General features: G+C 70.8%; 16 protein-coding genes. 5 read left to right on the plus strand and 11 right to left on the minus strand.

Going from position 1 to position 20,135, the window contains the following annotated elements; all coding sequences use genetic code 11:
- Positions 1-10: 10 nt before the first annotated feature.
- Together ABAZ39_RS01415 and ABAZ39_RS01420 are read right to left on the minus strand one after the other, a co-directional pair.
- Entirely contained in the window at positions 11-1,177 is a 1,167-nt protein-coding gene (locus tag ABAZ39_RS01415; RefSeq protein ID WP_038525974.1) for an alginate O-acetyltransferase AlgX-related protein, read from the minus strand.
- Positions 1,178-1,185: 8 nt separating this feature from the next.
- Positions 1,186-2,613 carry a hypothetical protein gene (locus ABAZ39_RS01420; RefSeq protein WP_038525976.1) on the minus strand — a complete coding sequence of 476 codons (1,428 nt, stop codon included), beginning with the start codon at positions 2,611-2,613 and terminating at the stop codon, positions 1,186-1,188.
- A 280-nt stretch (positions 2,614-2,893) separates the two neighbouring features.
- On the opposite strand from ABAZ39_RS01420, the gene ABAZ39_RS01425 reads away from it, so the two are divergent.
- Both ABAZ39_RS01425 and ABAZ39_RS01430 read left to right on the plus strand, forming a co-directional pair.
- Positions 2,894-4,846, plus strand: coding sequence for a right-handed parallel beta-helix repeat-containing protein (locus ABAZ39_RS01425; protein WP_038525979.1), 1,953 nt, complete (start codon positions 2,894-2,896; stop codon positions 4,844-4,846).
- 4 nt (positions 4,847-4,850) lie between these two features.
- Positions 4,851-5,453: a demethoxyubiquinone hydroxylase family protein gene (locus tag ABAZ39_RS01430; RefSeq protein ID WP_038525982.1), complete on the plus strand. Its 603-nt coding sequence runs from the start codon at positions 4,851-4,853 to the stop codon at positions 5,451-5,453.
- Positions 5,454-5,475: 22 nt separating this feature from the next.
- On the opposite strand, the gene ABAZ39_RS01435 is transcribed toward ABAZ39_RS01430, so the two are convergent.
- The 8 genes from ABAZ39_RS01435 to ABAZ39_RS01470 form a co-directional block, all read right to left on the minus strand.
- Positions 5,476-6,624 (minus strand): glycosyltransferase family 4 protein, encoded by a 1,149-nt coding sequence (locus ABAZ39_RS01435; protein ID WP_038525986.1) that lies wholly within the window; start codon positions 6,622-6,624, stop codon positions 5,476-5,478.
- Positions 6,624-7,835, minus strand: a complete 1,212-nt coding sequence (locus ABAZ39_RS01440) for a glycosyltransferase (protein ID WP_038525989.1) — start codon at positions 7,833-7,835, stop codon at positions 6,624-6,626. The genes ABAZ39_RS01435 and ABAZ39_RS01440 overlap by 1 nt, the downstream gene beginning before the upstream one ends.
- Positions 7,832-9,091, minus strand: a complete 1,260-nt coding sequence (locus ABAZ39_RS01445) for a glycosyltransferase family 4 protein (RefSeq protein ID WP_038525992.1) — start codon at positions 9,089-9,091, stop codon at positions 7,832-7,834. Before ABAZ39_RS01445 ends, ABAZ39_RS01440 begins: the two co-directional genes overlap by 4 nt.
- Positions 9,092-9,097: 6 nt before the next feature.
- Positions 9,098-10,075, minus strand: a complete 978-nt coding sequence (locus ABAZ39_RS01450; protein WP_038525994.1) for a GDP-L-fucose synthase family protein — start codon at positions 10,073-10,075, stop codon at positions 9,098-9,100.
- Positions 10,076-10,089: 14 nt separating this feature from the next.
- Positions 10,090-11,088 carry an NAD-dependent epimerase/dehydratase family protein gene (locus ABAZ39_RS01455; RefSeq protein WP_038525996.1) on the minus strand — a complete coding sequence of 333 codons (999 nt, stop codon included), beginning with the start codon at positions 11,086-11,088 and terminating at the stop codon, positions 10,090-10,092.
- A 68-nt stretch (positions 11,089-11,156) separates the two neighbouring features.
- Positions 11,157-12,512: a nucleotide sugar dehydrogenase gene (locus ABAZ39_RS01460; RefSeq protein WP_038525999.1), complete on the minus strand. Its 1,356-nt coding sequence runs from the start codon at positions 12,510-12,512 to the stop codon at positions 11,157-11,159.
- Positions 12,513-12,741: 229 nt separating this feature from the next.
- Entirely contained in the window at positions 12,742-14,187 is a 1,446-nt protein-coding gene (locus ABAZ39_RS01465) for a flippase (protein WP_038526003.1), read from the minus strand.
- A 165-nt stretch (positions 14,188-14,352) separates the two neighbouring features.
- Entirely contained in the window at positions 14,353-16,626 is a 2,274-nt protein-coding gene (locus ABAZ39_RS01470; RefSeq protein WP_038526006.1) for a GumC family protein, read from the minus strand.
- Between the two features lie 236 nt (positions 16,627-16,862).
- On the opposite strand from ABAZ39_RS01470, the gene ABAZ39_RS01475 reads away from it, so the two are divergent.
- The 3 genes from ABAZ39_RS01475 to ABAZ39_RS01485 all read left to right on the plus strand — a co-directional run bounded on the left by ABAZ39_RS01475 (position 16,863) and on the right by ABAZ39_RS01485 (position 19,466).
- Complete coding sequence (locus tag ABAZ39_RS01475; protein WP_051657738.1) at positions 16,863-17,555, plus strand: Crp/Fnr family transcriptional regulator; 693 nt, start codon at positions 16,863-16,865, stop codon at positions 17,553-17,555.
- Between the two features lie 119 nt (positions 17,556-17,674).
- Positions 17,675-18,433, plus strand: a complete 759-nt coding sequence (locus tag ABAZ39_RS01480; protein WP_038526009.1) for a helix-turn-helix transcriptional regulator — start codon at positions 17,675-17,677, stop codon at positions 18,431-18,433.
- 70 nt (positions 18,434-18,503) lie between these two features.
- Positions 18,504-19,466 carry a DMT family transporter gene (locus ABAZ39_RS01485; RefSeq protein WP_038526012.1) on the plus strand — a complete coding sequence of 321 codons (963 nt, stop codon included), beginning with the start codon at positions 18,504-18,506 and terminating at the stop codon, positions 19,464-19,466.
- Between the two features lie 77 nt (positions 19,467-19,543).
- Here ABAZ39_RS01485 and ABAZ39_RS01490 read toward each other — a convergent pair whose 3' ends face one another.
- Entirely contained in the window at positions 19,544-20,128 is a 585-nt protein-coding gene (locus ABAZ39_RS01490; protein ID WP_014239303.1) for an ActR/PrrA/RegA family redox response regulator transcription factor, read from the minus strand.
- Positions 20,129-20,135 lie beyond the last annotated feature (7 nt).

Consider the following 20,135-nt stretch of genomic DNA (forward strand, 5'->3'; position numbering starts at 1 on the left):
GTCCTGTCCATCAGTCGGTTTGGGTGCGCGTGGGGGTGCAATCGCCCTGACCCGGCCGGCAGGGCAGGATGGCGACGTCGGGCGAGGGATCGGCGCCGGACAGCACGCCCAGCCGCCCCAGCGTGCGGGCGACCGTCCGCGCCGCGTAGAGCTGCCCTTCCAGCCCCCAGCGGCTGCCGTTGGGCGCGTAGAGGTCGCGCACCCCGCCGGCGGCCAGCGCCGTCAGGCCGGAGGCCAGCGGCACCGCCTGGAGCGTCGGATCGGCGGCCATGACCTCGTCCACCGCGGACCGCTGGGGCGGCGGATCGAGCAGGAAATCGGCATAGACCGTGCCCTTGTCCGGGGCGATCAGCAGCAGGAAGCGCGTCACCCCGTTGGCCTCCACCGCGTCCTGGATCGCGTGCAGCCCGGCGCGGCGCTCCTCCAGCAGGCGGCGGTCGGTGCGCCAGGGCTGGAAATCCTCCGCGCGGAAGAGGCTGGTCGTCGCGGCGGCGGAGCTGAACAGGCCCGCATAGGCCAGGGACCGCTCCTCGACCGGGCCGCCGGCCACGTTCAGCAGCGCGCGTGGCAGCGCCTTGACCAGCAGGTCGAGCGCGTGGCCGATGGGCGGCGGGTTCCAGGCCTGGGCGCGGGCGCGCTCCAGGGTCAGCGGCTGGCGGTGCAGGGGCTGGACGGCGAGGGGGCGCGGCGTCGTCACCCCGTGGGGGCGGGGGGTGGTGACGGTGGACAGGTCCAGCCCGCCGACGGATTCCCCCAGGTCGCGCTCCGATAACTGCAGGATCACCACGCGCGGCGGGCGCTCCCGGAAGTCGGGGGAGGCCAGATAGGCGGCCAGCGGCGCGGCGCCCGCGGCCCGCACGCCGACGGTCAGGCCGGTCAGGTTGCGCAGATGGTCGGTCCAGTAACGGCCGTAGCGGCCGTGGCGCTCCTCCGCCTCCGGCCGGGAGAAGCCGTCGCCGAACACCAGCGCGTCGTAATCGGCGCCGGGCCGCGCCGCCTCGGCCAGCGGCGGCACGAAGATCGCCTGGGGCGTCCTGGGGCCGAAGCGATTCTCCGCGTAGCCGCCCAACTCCGTCAGGTCGCCGTCGGGCGGGTCCAGCACGAAGGCCAGCGGCAGGACCAGAGCCGCGGCGAGGGCCAGCCCGCGCAGAACGATCCTGTTTAACCCGCCCTTCACCGGTCGCCTCACGCCCGGTCCGCGGGGAACCGGACGCCGGGCAGGCGGAAGGCGGGCTTGTGGAAGACGGACATGCGGCTCTGCGCGAGCGGCGATCCGGCGGAGTCGCCGATCCACAGGCGCAGCGCCTTGGTCGCGCCGATCCACAGCAGGATGGGCAGCAGCGAGAAGAAGCCGAACTTGACGATGGTGATGTTGCCGTCGCGGTACCATTGCAGCGACAGCGGGATGAAGGCGCAATAGAACAGCACCGCGTAGCGGTTGGTGAAGCCCGACTCCCAGAACCAGCGGTGCAACCGGCCCAGGATCAGGCCGACCACCACCATGGTGACGATCACGCCGATCCACCCCGCGCTCATCCAGCCGTCGCCGGCCAGCGAGGTGGTCAGGTTGGAGAAGTTGCCGAAATCGTGCAGCGACACCCATTTGACCGGCGCGCCGATGGGCTTGTCCGGCCACAGCATGCGCGGGATCGGCTCGGTGAAGAGCTGGAGATACTGGGTGAACCAGGTGTAGGTCCCCGACTGCTGCGGCACCGCCCACAGGATGAAGGCGAGGAAGTCGAAGTTGGCGATGTCCTGGTTCGACACGCTCTCGACGAAGGAGCCCTCGCCGCCCTGGAAGATGCTGAACAGCTTGCCCGGATTCTCGGTGCCGGCCAGCACGCCGCGCAGGAAGTCGCGGTTGTTGCCCAGCGTGTGGAACAGCAGCAGCACCGGCAGGCCGCAGGCGAGCTGCCACCAGCGGAACCACTTGGTGCGCGTGTGGTAGAGGATCAGCAGCACCATGCCCAGCACGCCCATGATGATCGCCCAGCGCCCCCAGCCCAGATAGGCGCGGTAGCTGACGAAGGCGATGAAGGGGATGAAGGACAGCGGGTGGAAGCGGCTGACCCAGATGATGCCCAGCGTCAGCGGCAGGCCCATCGAATGGGCCTCGGCGATGTAGCCGGTGGTGTTGACGTAGACCGGCTGGCCGGTCAGCGGGTCGCGCTCCATCTGCACGTCGCCGGTGCCGGTGAAGTCGGCGCCGTCCTGGCGCAGGATCGCCGAATAGATGGCCAGCGGACCCAGCGCCGCCACGGTCAGGGCAAAGGCGGTGATGTCCAGCCGGTCGAAGGTGAAGGTGGGCGCCCGGCTGAGGTCCGGCTTGACCCGCCCGGCCCAGCCGCAGGCGACGGAGAAGGCGACGAGCGCGACCGAACTGACCGTCAGCGACTTCACGAACTCCGCCGCACTCGGCCAGTAGCCCATGAACAGCCAGGCGTTGTCGATGCCGAAGCCGTGGACCAGCAGCGGTCGGATCACGAAGACCAGCGTGTGGAAGATCAGATAGTAGGTCAGCGGGTGGAACATCGACGCGGTGCCGGTGCTGAGGAACACCACGGCGACCAGGGCCACCACCAGCACCTGCGCGATCAACGCCGTTTCGATCATGCCGGACTCCGCCTTACCTCGTGAACGCGCGTCACCGCCGGCCACGGCCGGTGGTGTGACGGCCGGTGGGGCGGTGTCGTCGTGCCGGCCCCCGGGAGCGAAGGCGGCACTCCGGAAAGCAACACCGCCGGCCCCGCTCGGGTCCCCCCGTCCGGGAGCGCAGACGGCGAGGGCCGTTCGGTCAGGGCTATCCGCGCGGCACCTTCGAGGCACCCCGTCCGCGCTTTTGCTTCATCCGCCCCCCGCCGCCAGTTTCGCTGGGGTGCGGAACGGAGGTGATATGACGCGCCGGATTCCTGGACTCTTCGCGGGCGGGCTGTTGTGGCTGGTCCTGCTGCTGGCTGGTCCCACCCCGTCCTTCGCGGCGGAGCCGGCGATCCACGTCTCCCCCCAGGGCGACGACCGCTGGTCCGGGCGGGTCGCCGCCCCCACCCCGGACGGGCGGGACGGCCCGGTCGCCACGCTGGCCCGCGCGGTGGAGGAGGCGCGCAAGCGCGGCCTGCACCTGATCCTGCTGCGCGGCGGCACCCACCGGCTGACCGACACGGTGACGCTGGGTCCGGAGGATTCCGGGCTGCGCATCGCCGCCTTTCCCGGCGAGACCCCGGTCCTGTCGGGCGGCGAAGTGGTGACGGGATTCAAGGCGGAGCGGGACGGCGTCGTCTCCGCCCCGCTGGCGCGCGAGCCGGGGCTGGACGTCAGCGCCGGCGGCGTGCGGCTTCGCGCCGCGCAGAGCGGCGCCTTCGACCCGCAGGACCCGATCCGCAGCGGCTGGTTCGTCGCCCAGCAGACCAAGGGCGGCGGCGACAAGCGGCAGTTCCGCTTTCCGCCCGGCACCGTCCAGGCGGCCTGGGCGGTCCCCGGCGTGCGCGTCCAGGCGCTCGACCGCGAGCGGCAGGCCGACGACATCCGCGGCATCGAGCGCATCGACCGCAACGGCACGCTGGTGCTCGACCGCGACGGCTGGTACCCGTTTCGCGACGGCAGCACCTTCCGCCTGCTCGGCCATCCCGATTTCCTGAAATTCCCCGGCCAGTTCGCCTGGAGCGCCAAGGACCGGCGCCTGCTTCTCCGCCCCCACGACCCGGCGGCCTTCGCCCGCGACGGCGAGGCGGTGGTGGCCCGCACCGCCCCGCTGATCCAGGCGGAGAAGGCGGATTCCATCACCCTCGACGGGCTGTCCTTCGCCGACGTGCCCTACAACGGGGCGGCGGTGCGGCTGGCCGGCGGCTCGGGGCACCGCGTCCTCGACAACCGCTTCACCGCCGTCGGAACCGGCGTGCTACTGGTCGGCGTCGCGGACAGCGAGGTGCGCGGCAACCGGCTGGATCATCTGGGGCGCAGCGGGATCGAGCTCACCCCCGGCAGCGCCGGCAACCGGATCGTCGCCAACACCATCCGCCATGTCGGTGAGGTGAACTTCTACGGCGGCGGCATCATGAGCGCCGGGGTGACCCGCACGCAGATCGCCCACAACGACATCCGGCACGCCGCGCGCTACGGCATCTCCATGAAGAACTGGAACCCGGAGACGAAGAACACCGACAACGTGATCGAGTACAACCGCATCCGCGACATCGGGCGGGAGACCGCCGACCTCGGCGCCATCGAGACGCTGGGGCGCAGCGACATCGACACCAAGCTGGTCATCCGCTTCAACGACATCCGGGGGACCGGCGGGATCGCCACCGACGCGGCGGGGCGCTGGATGACCCGCTATAAGGGGTTCGGCGTCTATCTGGACGACCTGACCAACGGCGTGCGGGTCGAGGGCAACTTCCTTGAGGACACCGGCTGGGCGTCGGTGTTCATCCATGGCGGCGACGGCAACCGGGTGGAGAACAACATCGCCGTGCTGACCGACGAGCGCGACCGCTTCCTGCGCTTCGAATGGGTGCCGAAGGCGGGGACGGCGGGCTTCCTGCGCGACAACGAGGCCAGCCGCAACATCATCCACGCCCGCGTTCCGGTGGAGCAGCTGGTGACGGCGCTGACCGGCGGGGAGTACAGGCTGGAGAACAACATCTTCGACCGGCCGGGCCGCGGCCTGCGCGCGCCGGGGGCGCCCGTGGAACGCACGCAGGCGCGCTCCGTTCAAGGAGGCAATCAGCCGGACCCCTATTTCATGAACCCGTCGAAGGACGACTACCGCCTGCGCCCAAACTCCCCCGCCCTGAAGATCGGCTTCCAGGAGATTCCCTGGTCGCGCATCGGTCCGGAAGGGGCGCGCTGAGCCCGTGGACGCGCTCAGTCCGTCGCCCGCCCCCTCGCCGGAGGCCCCGCCGTCCGCCACCATCGGGCTGGCGCCGCCGCAACTCGACCTGTCCGTCCTGCCGCCGCGCATCCGGCGCGAGCTGCGCGCCAGCCATGTCGGCGAGACCGTGGCGGTCGCCCTTTACGACGGCGTCGCCGGCGCCACCAGCGACCCGAAGGTCCTGCGCTTCGCCGCGTCCCACCGAAGGGTCGAGCGGCGGCACCTGCGGCTGTTCGAGGCGGTTCTGCCGCCGGACAAGCGCAGCGCGCTTCCGGCCTTCTGGCGCTGGTCGGGCCGGGTGATGGGCGGGCTGCCGGCCTGGCTCGGCCCGCCCTATTTCTACGCGGTGGTCGCCGGGGTGGAGGCCTGGGTGGATGGGCATTACACCCGGCAGATCGCCCTGGCGCGGCGGCTCGCCCCCGATCCCGACCTGCTGAACCTGCTGGAGGCCTGCCGCCTTGACGAGCGCCTTCACGCCCGCGACGCCGCCCGCCTCGACCCGGCGCCGCCCTGGACCGCCCGCGCGCTGGCCGGGCTGGCGGTGTTTCTGTCCCGTGTGGGGGTGAGGGCGGCGCGCTGGGTGTGAGGGCGGTCAGACCCTGGCGCGCTCAGCCCATGGCGCGTTTTGGCCGGACGGCTGGCCCGGCGGCTTCGGGCAGCGGTCCGGCGATGCGGTCGAGCAGCGCGTCCATGCCGCTGTGCCCGGCCTCATGGGCGGCGCGGGCGCGGGCGTGGGCCTGCTCTGAGGCCAGCGCCAGCGCGTCGCGGTCCTTGGCCCACAGGCGCAGCGCCGGCAGCACCGCCTGGATGAAGTCCCGGTCCTGCGGAACGAGGCCGGGGCGGGGGATGTCGCTGCCGATGCAGCCGCGGTCGTAGGCCAGCACCGGCACGCCCGCCGCCATCGCCTCGAACAGCACCAGCGGCTGCGCCTCGTTGCGGTAGCGGGTGGGGAAGACGAAGACGTCGATGTCACGGTAGAAGGCCGCCTTGGCGTCGTCGTCCACCGGGCCGCGATATTCCACGTCGCCGTCGAAGGCCACCAGCCCCGCCGCGACCAGCGCGTTGTCCATGCGGCCCAAGCCCGGCCCGGCCAGCACCAGCTTGACGTCCACCCCCTCCGACCGCAGGGCGCGCAGCAGGGTGAACAGCGTGTCCAGCCCCTTGTCGGCGCACAGATTGGACAGGTGGCCGATGCGCAGCGGGCCGGACTTGCCGTGGCGCGGGCGCGGCACCGGCGGGGTGAAGATGGCGTTGGACACGCTCATCGCCGTTTTCGCCGCCGGGTAGAGCGCCTGGAAGCGCGCCTGCATGGCCGGGCAGAGCAGCACATGCATGCAGTCCGTGCCGGCCAGCCGGGTCAGCAGGCTCATCCGCCAGGTCGGCTTGGAGATGGTGGCGAAGGAATGGTGGTGCAGCGTCCGTTCATAGCCGAACAGCCGCGCCGTTCCGGCCAGCGCCGCCGTGTAGAAGATCCCCAGCCCCGAATCGACGGGCATGTAGAAACGCCGTCCGGGGATCGTCGCCCCGGCCGCCAGTCGCAAGCCCGCCAGCAGGACGCGCATGGCCTTGGCCGCGTGGTAGCGCAGGCCGCCGCCGTTCCAGCCCGGCGAAAGGTCCGCGACCTCCACCGTGGCCTCCACCGGGCCGCGGTTGCGCAGGCGGTCCAGCACCAGGGCGGTGACCCGACTCATCCCGTCCATGGGCGGGGGAAGGCGGCCCGAGACGACGATGTGGGGGGTGTTGCGGCGGTCGGTCATCACGCTTCGCTTTCACGGGTGCCCTTGCGGGCGCTTTCATCGGTGCTTTGGGCGGCGCCCTGGTCGGCATCCTTGCGGGCGCCCAGGCTGTGCAGGGCCTTCTCCACGGCCTCCGCGAAATAGCCGGCGTCGGCCAGCGCCTGGAAGGGACGTCCGTTGAGGCTGAGGCGCCGCCATTCCGCCTCGTCCGACGCGACGGACAGCATGTGGCGGGCCAAACCCTCCGGGTTGTCGGGCTCGACGATGTGGCCGTTCAGGCCGCTGCGGATCAGTACGTCGCGGGCGCCGCACTGGTCGGACAGGATCGTCGGCACGCCCATGGCCAGCGCCTCGTTCACCACCAGCCCGAACTGCTCCTCCAGCGAGGGCAGCAGCAGGCACAGGGTGGAGCCCAGCGTCTCGGCGATCCCCTTCTCCTGAAGGAAGCCGCGGAACAGGATGTGCCCCTCCAGCCCGCGCCGGGCGACCTCCGCCCGCAGCTCGGCCTCCAGCGGGCCGGAGCCGCAGAGGTGCAGGGGCCGCGCCGCGTCCCCGGCCAGCCGGCGGTAGAGATCGTAGGCCTCGACCGCGCGGAACAGGTTCTTCTTCGGCACGAAGCGGGCGATGATCGTGAAGTGCCGCTCGGCGAAGGGCACGCCGTCGGGGGCCGGGGTCATGCCGGACAGCCGGCGCACCCGCTCCAGCGACAGGGTGTCGTAGCCGATGAACAGCCGGTCCTTGGGCAGTCCCAGGAAGCGGTAGTAGTCGACGGTGCGGTGGCTGCCCCCGATCGCCGCCTGATAGGGCTTGTAGAGCAGGGACTTCAGCGCCTCGCGCCAGAGGACGCGCGGCTTGTCGTCGAACTTCGAGGCGTTCATGTTGACGACGCGCCGGCCCATCAGCCGCATCGTCACCGCCAGGGCGAAGACGTCCGGCTCCTCGTAATGGCACAGGAAGACGTGGCTGGCCCCCGCCTTGCGGCATTCGCGCAGCAGGGCGCGGTAGACCTGGAAGGACGGGATGTCCGCCTTGGAGCGTCCGGGGAACAGCGTGATCTTGCGGAAATGCTGCCCCTCTCCGGTGGAGTCCCAGGCGTAGGTGTGGGACTTCGACCCGATCTCCAGACCGACCACGTCGTAGAGATGGCCGAGCCGCCGCCCGACCGCCTCCAGCCGGTCCATGTGGTAGGGGCCGAACATCTCCCAGGAAAAGACCAGGGCGGGCTTCGTCATGCGGCGTCGTCTCCCAGCAGCAGCGCGGCGTAGCGCGCCAGGACGGCGCTGCGGCTGGCGTTGCCCTCCACCCAGGCGCGGCCCCGGCGGCCCATGGCGGCGCTCCGGGCGGGATCGTTCAGAAGGTCGGCCACGGCCTGGGCCATGGCCTCCGGCGCGTCGGGCGGGGTGCGCCGGAAGGCGTCGATCTCCGTCCCCAGCCGGTCGAGCGCCGAGCCCGGCAGGCAGGTGCAGACGAAGGGCCGCCCGGCGGCCAGGATGGTCACCGCCTTGCCCGGCATGGCGAAGGCCGCCCCCTCCGGACGCTGCGGCACCAGATGCACGTCGCCCTCGGCCAAGCCCTCGGCGAGCCGGTCGGAGGCGATCAACGGCGCGAACTCCACGTTGGGCAGCGCCATCGCCTTGGCCTGGGCCTTCAGCTCCTCCTCAAGCCCGCCCTGACCGCGCAGCAGCACGCGGGCGTCGGGGCGCAGCGCGTGGAGGTGGCGGGCCATCTCCAGCACTTGGTCCAGCCCCTGCTTGCGGGCGAAGGCGCCGCTGTAGAGGACGGTCGGCGGCTGGCCCTCCGGCCGGGGCAGGGGGCGGATGGCCTCGGCATCGACGTGGGGCGGGATGACCGTGATCGGTCGCCGCACGCCGAGGTCGCGCAGCACGTCGGCCATCGCCTCCGACAGCACGACGATGCCGTCGGCGCGGTTCAGCGCCGTGCGCTCCACCGCCTGGATGGCCTTCAGCGCGGCCCCGCCGCCCATGCCCAGCGCGCCGGCAAGGCCCGACTGGATGTCGTGCACGATGGCGATGTGCCGCCCACCCGGCGCGCGGAAGCGGTCGGCGACGGCGACGCTGAAGATGGAGGGGCAGAGCGACAGCACCGCCCTGTGCCGCCCAACGCGCCCGCGGGCGCGCGCCGCCAGGAAGCCGGCGTGCAGCACCCCCTCGTGGATCAGCCGGCCCTTCATGCCGCCGCCCTTCGGCGGGATGGTGAACAGCCGCTCGATGCGAACGCCGTTCACGGTGCGGCGGTCCTCGGCCCCGTCGGCGTAGCCGTCGTAGATGGCTTGGCCCGGATAGTTGGGACGCGCGGTCAGCACGGTCGTGTCCGTCCCCGCCGCGGCGAAGGCGGTGGCGAGGTCGGTCATCATCGGCGCGCTGCCGGCGGGCTCCGGCCAGTAGCTCATCGCCACCAGCAGGACCGATGGCGGGAGAGCGGCCGGATCCACGGTCCGGGTGCGCAGGGGTGTGGAATCATCGGGCATCGGCGGTCACTCCGCGGCTTCGCCGGTCGTGGTGGCGGCGGGCCGGGGAGCCGGCGGGGCGGCGTTCTCCAGGAACCAGCCGTAGGTGCGGCCAAGCCCCTCCTCCAGCCCGACCTTGGGCCGCCAGCCGGTGGCGAACAGGCGCGACACGTCCATCAGCTTGCGCGGGTGGCCGTCCGGCTTGCTCAGATCCTGGGTCAGCGCCCCCTCGTAGCCGACCACCCCGCGGATCAGCCGGGCCAGATCGCCGATGGCGATGTCCTCGCCGGGGCCGACGTTGATGATGTCCTCGCCGTCGTAGCGCTCCATCAGGTGCAGGCAGGCGTCGGCCATGTCGTCCACATAGAGGAACTCGCGCCGCGGCGTGCCGGTGCCCCACAGGGTGACGCTGGGCGCCTGCTCCATCTTCGCGTCGTGGAAGCGCCGGATCATGCCGGGGATGGCGTGGGAGCCCTCCGGGTCGAAATGGTCGCCGGGGCCGTAGAGGTTCGACGGCATGGCGCAGATGGCGTTGAAGCCGTACTGCCGCCGGTAGGCCTGGCACTGGGTGATGCCGGCGATCTTGGCGATGGCGTAGGGCTTGTTGGTCGGCTCCAGCGCGCCGGTCAGCAGCGCCTCCTCCTTCAGCGGCTGCTCCGCGAACTTCGGGTAGAGGCAGGAGGAGCCGAGGAACAGCAGCTTCCTCACCCCCGCCCGCCAGGCCGCGTCGATGACGTTGGTCTGGATCAGCAGGTTGTCGCGGATGAAGTCGCCGCCGAAGCGCTCGTTCGCCAGGATGCCGCCGACCTTGGCGGCGGCCAGGATCACGTAGTCGATCTTTTCCCGGTCGAAGAAGGCGCGCACCGCGGCCTGGTCGGTCAGGTCCAGCTCGTCGCGGCCGCGCAGCACGAGGTCGTCGTAGCCGCCCTCCACCAGACGGCGGACGATGGCCGAGCCGACGAGACCGCGGTGCCCCGCGACGAAGATGCGGCTGTTTCGCTCCATGGCTCTCGTGTCCCTTATTCGGCGGCGCTGGCGATCGGGGCGTCGCCGTCGCGGCTGCGGGCGGCGTACCAGTCCACCACGCCGGGCAGACCGTCCTTCAGCGGAATGCGCGGCGTGAAGCCGAGCGCGGACAGGCGGGCGATGTCGGGGCTGCGCCGCTGGGTGCCGCCGGGGGCGGGCGGTCCGATCTGGATGTCCGCCACCCGCCCCAGCGCGGCGACGACCTGCCGGGCGAGTTCGGCGATGGAGATCTCCTCCGGGTTGCCGACGTGGTAGATGCCGAAATGCTCGCCGCGCTCGATCACCGTCATGATGCCGTCCACCGCGTCGTCAATGTGGACGAAGGCGCGGGTCTGGGTGCCGTCGCCCTGGATGGGGAAGGGCACGAGGACCTCCGGGCTGCGGTCGATGGCGGCCACGGCGCGGCGGACAAACTCCGGCACCACATGCTCCCACCCCATGTCGGGGCCGTAGACGTTGTGCGGGCGGAAGATGGCGACGCGGTCGAAGCCGGTGCGGCCCCAGTTGACCGCCAGAAGCTCCGAGATCAGCTTCGACCCGCCGTAGCTGTAGCGCGGGTTCAGCACGTCCGGAACGACCAGCGGGATGTCCTCCGGGGTCGGCACCATCGGCGGGGTCTGGTAGGCCTCGGAGGAGGAGGCGACGACCAGATCGCCCACCCCGTTCGACCGGCAGGCGTCCAGCACGTTCAGCATGCCGCGCACGCCGACGTCCAGCACCACCTCCGGCTTCTCGTAGAAGTGCTTGGTGCCGTTGACGGCGGCCAGATGCAGCACGCCGTCGACGCCGCGCACCGCCTTGTCCACCGCCGCCGGGTCGCGGATGTCGCCGGACACGAATTCGACCGCGTCCACGGCGTCGCCGAGCCGGCGCGGGTGGCCGCGGGAGTTGTCGTCGAGGACGCGGACGCGGTGCCCGTCGCGCACCAGCCGGCGGACCAGGGCGGCGCCGATGAAGCCGCTGCCCCCGGTCACGAGATAATGTTTCGGCATTGTTTTTTCCTTAGGCGACAGCGTCAGGGGACGCTTCTTCAAGCGACGTTTCTTCAGGCGATATGTCTTCAGGCGACATGGGCGAAGCGGGCGGCGCCGTGGCTGCCCAGCGCCACGTAGGCCGTGCCCTCGGGCAGGTCCACCTCGCGGCTGTTGAAGTTGTTCCAGAAGTCGTAGATCACCCCCGGCCGGTCCATGCGGCGCGCCAGATCCGGCAGCGGCATGGAGGTGAAGACCGGGTGGTTGTTCAGGATGACGGCGAGGTTGGCGCCATCCACCGCCTCGGTCATGCTGTTGGCCGGCTCCAGCCCGAAGCCGCGGATGTCGTCCGCCGCCACCACCGCGTCGAAGCCGCGCCAGCGTGCCTTGGGGAAACGGGTGCGCAGCTCCTCGAACAGCGGCTTGGCCATGGTGCCGCGCAGGTCGTCGGTCGCCGGGCGGCCCTTGAAGGCGAGGCCCATCAGGCTGATGGTCGGCTCCTGCGGGAAGCCCTGCATGGAGCCGGTCAGCCTCTCCAGGAACTCCGACACCTCGTGGGGCTGGCTTTCGTTGATGCGGCGCCCGGCGGCGGTGATGTCCATCTCCACCCCGAACCCGCGGGCGGATTCGATCAGGATGTGCGGGTCCTTCTCCAGACAGGGGCCGCCGACCGGGCCGGGCAGCGGCAGCTGCGTGCGCGGGTAGCCCAGCTTGCCCGCCCGCGACACCTCCAGCGCCGAGACCTCCATGGCGTTGCACAGCCGGGCGATCTCGTTGGCGAAGGCGAAGGTGACGTCGCGGTAGGTGTTGTCCACCAGCTTGATCATCTCCGCCGTCTCCAGCGTCGAGACCTTGACCGTCGTCGGCGTCAGCATGCCGAAGATCTGCGAGGCGCGGGCCGCCACCTCGACGCTTTCCGCGCCGATGATCTGGGGAAGCTGGTTCAGCTCGATCAGCGCCTGCCCCTCCAGCGTGCGCTCGGGGCAGAAGGCGATGTCGAAGCGCTTGCCGGTGCGGCGCAGGATCGGCGCCACCACCTCACGCGTGGTCCCCAGCTTCACGGTGGAGCGCAGGATGACGAGATCGCCGTCGTGGATGCAGTCGGCGACCTGCCGGGTCGCCGCCTCGATCATGTCGGTGCGCACGCGGCCGTCGCGGTCCAGCGGGGTGCCGACGGTGATGATGAAGACGGTGCAGTCCCGGGCGCTCTCTGGCGTGCGGCCGAAGGTGAAGCGCCCGCGCTCCATCACATGCCGCAGCTTCTCGGCGAGGCCCGGCTCATGGAAATGGGGGACGCCGCGGGCCAGCTTGTCCAGCACCTCGTCCCGCACCTCCACGCCGTGCACCTGGAACCCCGCGTCCGCCATGGCCACGCCCAGCGTCAGCCCGACATAGCCGAGACCAAGCACGCAGACGTTCCGGTCGGGAAAGGACTTTGGGAGCATAGTCTTTCGATCCTGCTAGTGATTGGAGCATGCATCCAAAGGCGCCGCCATCCGCCACCCGCGCCATGCGCAATCCGAACGTCTTGCAACGCGGCATTGTTCCGGCCGTTCGGGATGGCGTGAAATGGCTATGCCGTTGATCGGGCATTGTTTTGTTCGTGGTACCCCGGACCGGCGGCAAGGGTGCGTCCGGTCGGCGTCCTTCGGGATTCGGGATGAGGCGTACGGGTCATGCCGCCGCCACGATCAGGCGACGCAGCCGCGACGGACGCACCAGCCCGGTGAGCAGCGCCGCCAGCGCGTAGACCGCGACCAGCACACTGCCGCCGATCAGCAACGCGGGCAGGGGGTGCGCGGGAGCCATCAGGTCCGGCAGCGCGTGGGTCAAGCCCAGCGTGGCCCCCATGGCGAGTGCTGCGCACAGCGCCGCCCGCGCGACGATTCCGAGGTAGAGCTGCCCGACCTCGCGCCGGTGCAGCCAGGCGAGGCCGGTCATGGCGGTCAGCTCCGCAACGATGGTGGCGGCGGCGGAGCCCTCGATCCCGTAGCGCGGGATCAGGATCAGGTTCAGCGCAGCGTTGGTCAGGCCGCCGATCAGGATGGCGGTCATGTAGCCGGACTGCCGGTGCCAGACGAGCAGCGGGTTGCCCATCGTCAGGTTGATGTGGACGATGGCGACCGCGATCATCAGCAGCCGCAGCGTGTCGGCGGCCGGCGCGTAGGCCGGGCCGAAGACGGTGCCCAGGATGGCCGGGGCCAGGGTGAAGCCGCCCGCCGCGATCAGCGCGCCGATGGACAGGATGGTCGCGGCGTAGTCGCGCATCCGCGCCCGCATCGCCTCGCGGTCGCCGTAGGCGGCGGCGAGCTGCGGCATGAAGGCGCTGAGGATGATGTTCCCCGCGGTCAGCGACAGCACCAGCAGCTTGGTCACCGCGGCGTACCAGCCGACCTCCGTCTGCGGCGCCATGAAGCCGAGCATCACCAGATCGAGGTGGGAGAACAGCGCCCACGCGAAGACGCTGACCGCCATCGGGGCGGAGGTCTTCAGGATCGCCCGCCACTTGGCGAGGTCCACCCGCGGCCGCGGCATCCGGAAATCGCGGCTGAAGCGGGCCAGCATCAGGGCGGCGTTGATGACGAAGGAAACCGCGGTGATCCCGGCGGCGACGGCCAAATCGTCCGGCCCGTGCACCAGCGCCAGCACGGCGACCATGTTGCCGAGCGACGTGCCGATCTCGCGCACCGCGATGACGCTCATCCGCTCCGTCGCCTGATAGACGAAGTCGAGCAGCAGCGCGTTGCCCAGCAACTGCACCGCCTGGACCAGCAGCACCGCCTTGACCAGCGCCGATTTGTCGAGCTGGAGCACGAACAGGACGTAGAGCCCGCCGACCAGCACGGCCAGCAGCATCCGCAGGGTCAGCACATGGTCCGCGAGATCGGTGGCCTTCTCCCGGTCGCGGGCAATCTCGCGCACCGCGTAGGTGGACAGGCCGAGATTCACGAACAGCGCGGCGTAGGCCAGCATGGAGGTGCCGAAGCCGAGCACGCCGAACCCGTCCGGTCCGAGCGCGCGCGCGGTCCAGGCCGTGGTGATCAGCCCGCTCAGCAGCGTGGCGACGCGGGCCAGCCCCAGCGCGCGGATGTTCAGGAAAATGCGTCGTCCGGCGGTCATTTGGCGGCAGTCATCGGGTCTTTTCTGGGTGTGATGGCAAGTGCGGGCGTCGGGCCCCCACCCAACCCTCCCCCGCTGTCGTAGGGGAGGGCTTTTTCTCCTCCCCCTGCGGAAGCGGGGGAGGGTTGGGTGGGGGCCAGCGCCCGCTTTTCTCAAGCGCCGCCGTCAGTTCGCGTAATAGCGGCGGTAGCCGTGGTAGCGCCCGCTGTCCGGGAACTCGTACTGGGCGTGGCGGCGGATATCGACCTGGGAGAACAGGACGCCGACGACCTCGCCGCCCGCCTCGACGATCTCCTTCAGCCCGGCCATGGCGGTCTCCCGCTTGGTCTTGCCCCAATGCACGATGAAGACCGTCTGGTCGGCCAGCGCCGCCAGCAGCTTGCCCTCCGACACCGCCAGCACCGGCGGGCTGTCCAGGATCACCCGGTCGTATTCCAGCGCCAGCCGCGAGATGAGCTGGTGCATCCGGCTGGAGCCCAGCATGTCCTGGGGCAGGGCGGAGCCGCGGCCCGACGCGATGAAATGCAGGCCGGTGCGCGGGTCGGTCTGGATCACCTCGTTCGGCGCGCATTCGCCGGACAGCACCTCGTAGAGGCCGTGCCGGTTCTCCAGCCCCAGCATCGGGTGCAGCCCCTTGCGGCGCATGTCGCAGTCCAGGATGATCGTCTTCTGGCCGGCGTTGGCGCAGATGCGGGCGAAGGCCGCGGCGATCGAACTCTTGCCCTCGCCGGGGACGGAGGAGCTGAACAGGATCACCCGCTGGTGGCCGTCCGGGTTGGCGAGCAGCAGGGTGGTGCGCAGGTTCTGCATCGCCTCCGCGAAGGCCGACATCGGCTTGTCGATGGCGTAGGCCGCGGGCGAGGTGCCGCGCCGCCGCCGCCCGATGGCCGGGACGATGCCCAGCGAGCGCACGCCGGTCGCCGACTCGAACTGGTGCGGGCTGCGGAAGCCGCGCTCCGACTGTTCGCGCAGCATCGCCAGCAGAACGCCCAGCGTGGCCGAGGCGACCAGGGCCAGCAGAACGATCATCTTCTTGTTGGGCTGCGACGGGTTCAGCGGGATCGCCGCCTCCGACACGATGCGGGCGTCGGGCTGCTGGATCTCGGTCTGGCCGGCGATCTCCTGGAAGCGCGTCAGCATCGCCTCGTACATGGTCTGCGAGGTCTCGGCGTCGCGCTCCAGCGTGCGCAGCGTCACGTTGGATTCCTGCTGCTGGTTGCGCTGGGCCTGGAGCTGGTCGAGGTTGGTCTTCAGGGCGGCCTCGCGCCCGCGCTCCAGCTCCACCTCGTTGCTCAGGTTCTGGACGATGCGGCCCACGTCGGCCTTGATCTGGCCCTGCAGGTCGCGCAGCTCGCTCTGCAGCGCGGTCAGCGTCGGGTGGCGGGCGCCGTACTTGTTGGCGGCGTCGGCGATCTTGCGCTGAAGCTCGACCTCCTGCTGGCGCAGCGCCTGGATCAGGGGAGAGCCCAGCACGTCGCCGATGGCCGAGACGCCGCGCGGGCTCTGCGCCAGGGTGGACACCTCGCGCAGCTTGGCCTCCGCCTCCTGCCGCTTGGTGCGGGCCAGGACATAGCTGGTGTTCAGCTCGGCCAGCTGCTGGGCGATCAGGGTGGTTTCGCCGTTGGCGTTGGTCAGGCCGCTTTCGGCGCGGTACTTCTCCGCCGCCTCGCCGGTCGTCTTGGCCTCGCGGCGCAGCTCGGTGATGCGCTCCTCCAGCCAGGCCGTGGCGCGCTTGGCCGCCTTGAACTTCTCGTCGAGCTGGTCGACGAGGTACATCTCGCCGATGGTGTTGGCGATGAGGGAGGCCTTGCGCGGGTCCTCGCTGTCGAAATCCACGGCGATGACGTAGGAGCGGCCCTGCGGGCGCACCGCCAGATTTTCGATGAAGTTGTTGACGACCGAGGTCCGCTCGTTGGCCGTCTTCTCCTCCGGGCTCAGCGTGATCTCGGGGCGGTCGCCGCGGGCGCTGTTCCACCAGGAGTCGGGCACCCAGTTCTTCGGGTTCAGGTAGTAGAACCAGTTGGTCTGCTCGGGCCGCAGCGCCGCGTTGAACTCCGGGTCGTTCATCAGGCCGAGCTTGTCGACCACCTTTTCCGCGAAGGCGGGGGATTTCAGGATCGCCACCTCGCTCTGCAGGGCGCCCAGCTCCGTCGAGAGGCCGGAGACGACCTCCTGGTAGTTCATCACCTGGTTCTTGCGGTGCTCGACCATGATCAGGGTCTGGGCGGTGTAGAGCGGCGTCATGCGCAGCGCGACGAGACCCGCGATGCCCGTCCCCAGCACGATCACCGTCCCGATCAGCAGCTTGTGGCGCAGCAGCATGCCGGTGGTGCGGCGCACCGCGCTGGCCGCCGCGGTCGACAGGTCGAACGAAACCGGTCCCGGGACCGGTGCCGACTGCCGCCGCTGGGGTTGATCCTGAATGTCCTGGGTCGCCAAAGCGGGTCCTCCTCGCATGCCGAACGGCACCCCGTTCGGGGCGTTACGGTGCCTAGAACGTCATCGACCGTCCGGCCGTTTCATGCTGCCCGCAGTGCATATGGTGGGGAAGACACGCTCATTGGGTACCCTCCCCGGAGTCTCCATTGGGTGGAGTGGCCCAGGGCGAGGGTGCGGGGTGGACCGGGGAAGCCCCTTCGCGGATAATGGTCATCGCCGATCGAAGGGGGCCGGACATGCTGCCGCAACATATTGAAAAGATTGACGGTATCTGGGCGGGTGCGTTTCCGGCGCTGGCTGCGCTGGAGCCCGACGCGCGGGCCGTCCTGCGCGCGCAGGGGACGCGGATGGCGGTGCCGCGCGGCACGGTGCTGTTCCGCATCGGCGGCCTGTGCCACAATTTTCTCATGCTGCTGGACGGCACGGTGCGGGTCCAGATGACCGCCGAAACCGGGCGGGAGATCGTCCTCTACCGCGTCGGGGCGGGCGAAACCTGCATCCTGACCACCGCCTGCCTGATGACGCGCGCCGACTACAGCGCCGAGGGCGTGGCCGAAACCGACCTCGACGCCATCGCGCTCGGGGCTGGGGCCTTTCACGAGCTGCTGGCGCGGTCCGCGGTGTTCCGCGACGTCGTCTTCGCCTCCTTCGGCACGCGTCTGCTCGGCATGATGATGCTGGTGGAGGAGGTGGCCTTCGGGCGCATCGACCTGCGGCTGGCCCGCTTCCTGGTCGACCACCGCGACGCGCGCGGCGGGCTGGACACCACCCACCAGACGCTGGCCGTCGAGCTGGGCACGGCGCGCGAGGTGGTCAGCCGCCAGTTGAAGGAGTTCGAGCGGCGGGGCCTCGTGGAGCTGTCGCGCGGCCGCGTCGGGGTGCGCGATCCCGACGCGCTGCTGGCGCTGGAGCGCGCGGGCGGGGTGTGACGGAGTCACAGACCGGAGGGCGGAAAGGGGCTTGGATGGGCGCACCAACCGCCCCTCTCCACCCCCACCGCCCCTTTCGGCGGGTGGTCGGCGCGCCGGATTTCGGTTATAGGAAGGCGATGTCCACATCGCCGCGCCTCAGCATCGATGTCCGCAGCTACGGCGCGGCGCACAGCGCCCACCGGCACGATTTCGCTCAACTCGTCCTGCCGTTGAGCGGCGCCCTGGAGATCGACATCGCCGGAAAGGGTGGCCGTCTTGGGCCGTGCCGGGCGGCGTTCGTCGAGGCCGGCTCCTCGCACACCCAGACGAGCGACGGGCCGAACCGCTCGCTCATCCTGGACCTCGATCCGGCTCTCCTGGAACCGGCGGTCGGCGACCGGCTGATCCGCCATCCCTTCGTCGCGCTGACCCCGGTGGCCGGCAAGCTGATCGACTACATGGGCCTGATGCTGGACAGCCGTGGCGTGTCGGCGGACAACCTTCGCCTCTGGGTGCCCCTGCTGCTCGACGCGCTTGCCGAGGAACCGGCGCGGCCCCGGTCGCGGCTCGGAACCCTGCTGGCCGCGGTCGAGCCCGACCTTGCCAAGCCGTGGACCGCCGAGACGATGGCCGAGCGGGCCTGCGTCAGCGTCAGCCGGCTGCACGCCCTGTTCCGCGCCGAACTGGACACCACCCCGCGGGCCTGGCTCGCGGAGGTCCGGCTGAAACGGGCTTGCGGCTGGCTCGCGCGGTCGGAGCTGCCGATCGCGGAGATCGCCTATCGCACCGGCTACGCCGACCAGAGCGCGTTCACGCGGGCGATGCGGCGGGCCACCGGCCTGACCCCCGCGGCCTACCGGCGCCAAAGCCGCAAGACCCGGCACAAAAGTCCGTAGCCCGGGACAAGACCACAGCGGTGTCCCATGCCATCCTCGCCCCGGAAATCAGAGAGGGTTGGGAGCAAGGATGGGCGCGACGTGGTTGGGGATCGCCTGCGGCATCGGCGCGGGGGCCTTGTGGGGGCTGGTCTTCCTCGCCCCGGAACTGGCCTCGGCCTTCACGCCGCTCCAGCTCGCCGCCGGGCGTTATCTCGCCTACGGCCTGTTCGCCGTCCTGCTCGTGCTGCCGCGCTGGCGCGCCCTGCGCGCCGGGCTCGGCCTGCGCGAGTGGTGGGCTCTGGCTTGGCTGAGCCTGCTCGGCAACATCCTCTACTACGCCCTGCTGGCCACCGCCGTGCAAATGGGCGGGATGGCGATGACCTCGCTAATCATCGGCTTCCTGCCGGTCGCGGTCACCGTCATTGGCAGCCGGGATCATGGGGCCGTTCCCGTCCGGAAGCTCGTGCCGTCGCTGCTGCTCGGCGCGGCGGGCATCCTCTGCATCGGCTGGCAATCGGTGGGCGGCGCGCTGGGCGACGCCCAAACGGGAATGCCGATGGCCGAGATGACCGGTCTGCTCTGCGCGGTCGGCGCGCTCGTCTCCTGGACGGTCTACGCCGTGGGCAACAGCCGTTGGCTCGCCCGGCTCGGCCATGTCTCGGCGCATGACTGGAGCCTGCTGACCGGGGTGGTGACCGGCGCGCAGGCGCTGCTGCTCGCGGTTCCCGCCTTCCTGTTCGCCCAAGGCGGCCACGCCGCCGGGGAATGGCTGCGCTTCGCCGCCGTGGTGACCGGCTTGGCCATCCTCGCCTCGATCGTCGGCAACGCCCTCTGGAACCGGATGAGCCGGCTGCTGCCGCTGACCCTGGTCGGCCAGATGATCCTGTTCGAGACCCTGTTCGCGCTGCTCTACGGCTTTCTCTGGGAACAGCGGCTGCCGACGGGGATGGAGCTGGCCGCCCTGGTCTGCGTGACCGGCAGCGTCCTGTCCTGCGTCGCGGCCCACCGCCCCAAGCCGCCGGAGACCGCGCGGCAGCCGGCCCCGGCGTGAGGACGGCCGGGCCTTGAAACAAAAGCGCCCCCTCACCGGTGTGGAGAGGGGGCGCTTTCGTGTCGGAAGGAGAAGGATCAGCCGCGCGGGGCGTGCTTGTTCAGGATGCGCTGCAGGGTGCGGCGGTGCATCTTCAGCCGGCGGGCGGTTTCGGAGACGTTGCGGTCGCACTGCTCGAACACGCGCTGGATGTGCTCCCACCGCACGCGGTCGGCGGACATCGGGTTCTCCGGCGGCGAGGGCAGCGGGCGGCCGTCGGCCAGCAGGGCGGATTCCACGGCGTCGGCGTCCGCCGGCTTCGGCAGATAGTCCACCGCGCCGGCCTTCACCGCGGCGACCGCGGTGGCGATGTTGCCGTAGCCGGTCAGCATGACGATGCGGGCGTCGGGGCGGGCGTCGCGCAGGGTCTTGACCACGTCCAGGCCGCTGCCATCGGCCAGCCGCAGGTCGACCACGGCGAAGGCCGGCGCCGATTCCTGGGCGACGTCGATGCCGAGCTGCACGCTGTCCACGGCGACCACGTTGAAACCGCGCTTTTCCATGGCGCGCGCGAGGCGGGTTCGGAAAGGCGCGTCGTCGTCGACGATGAGGAGGCTGCGGGTAACGTCACCCGTGAACGTCAGCTTGGCGGTTTCGCCCGTTGGACTCTCGTCCGTGGTCATCGCGCTA

Source organism: Azospirillum argentinense (assembly GCF_000632475.1).
Classification (GTDB): domain Bacteria; phylum Pseudomonadota; class Alphaproteobacteria; order Azospirillales; family Azospirillaceae; genus Azospirillum; species Azospirillum baldaniorum.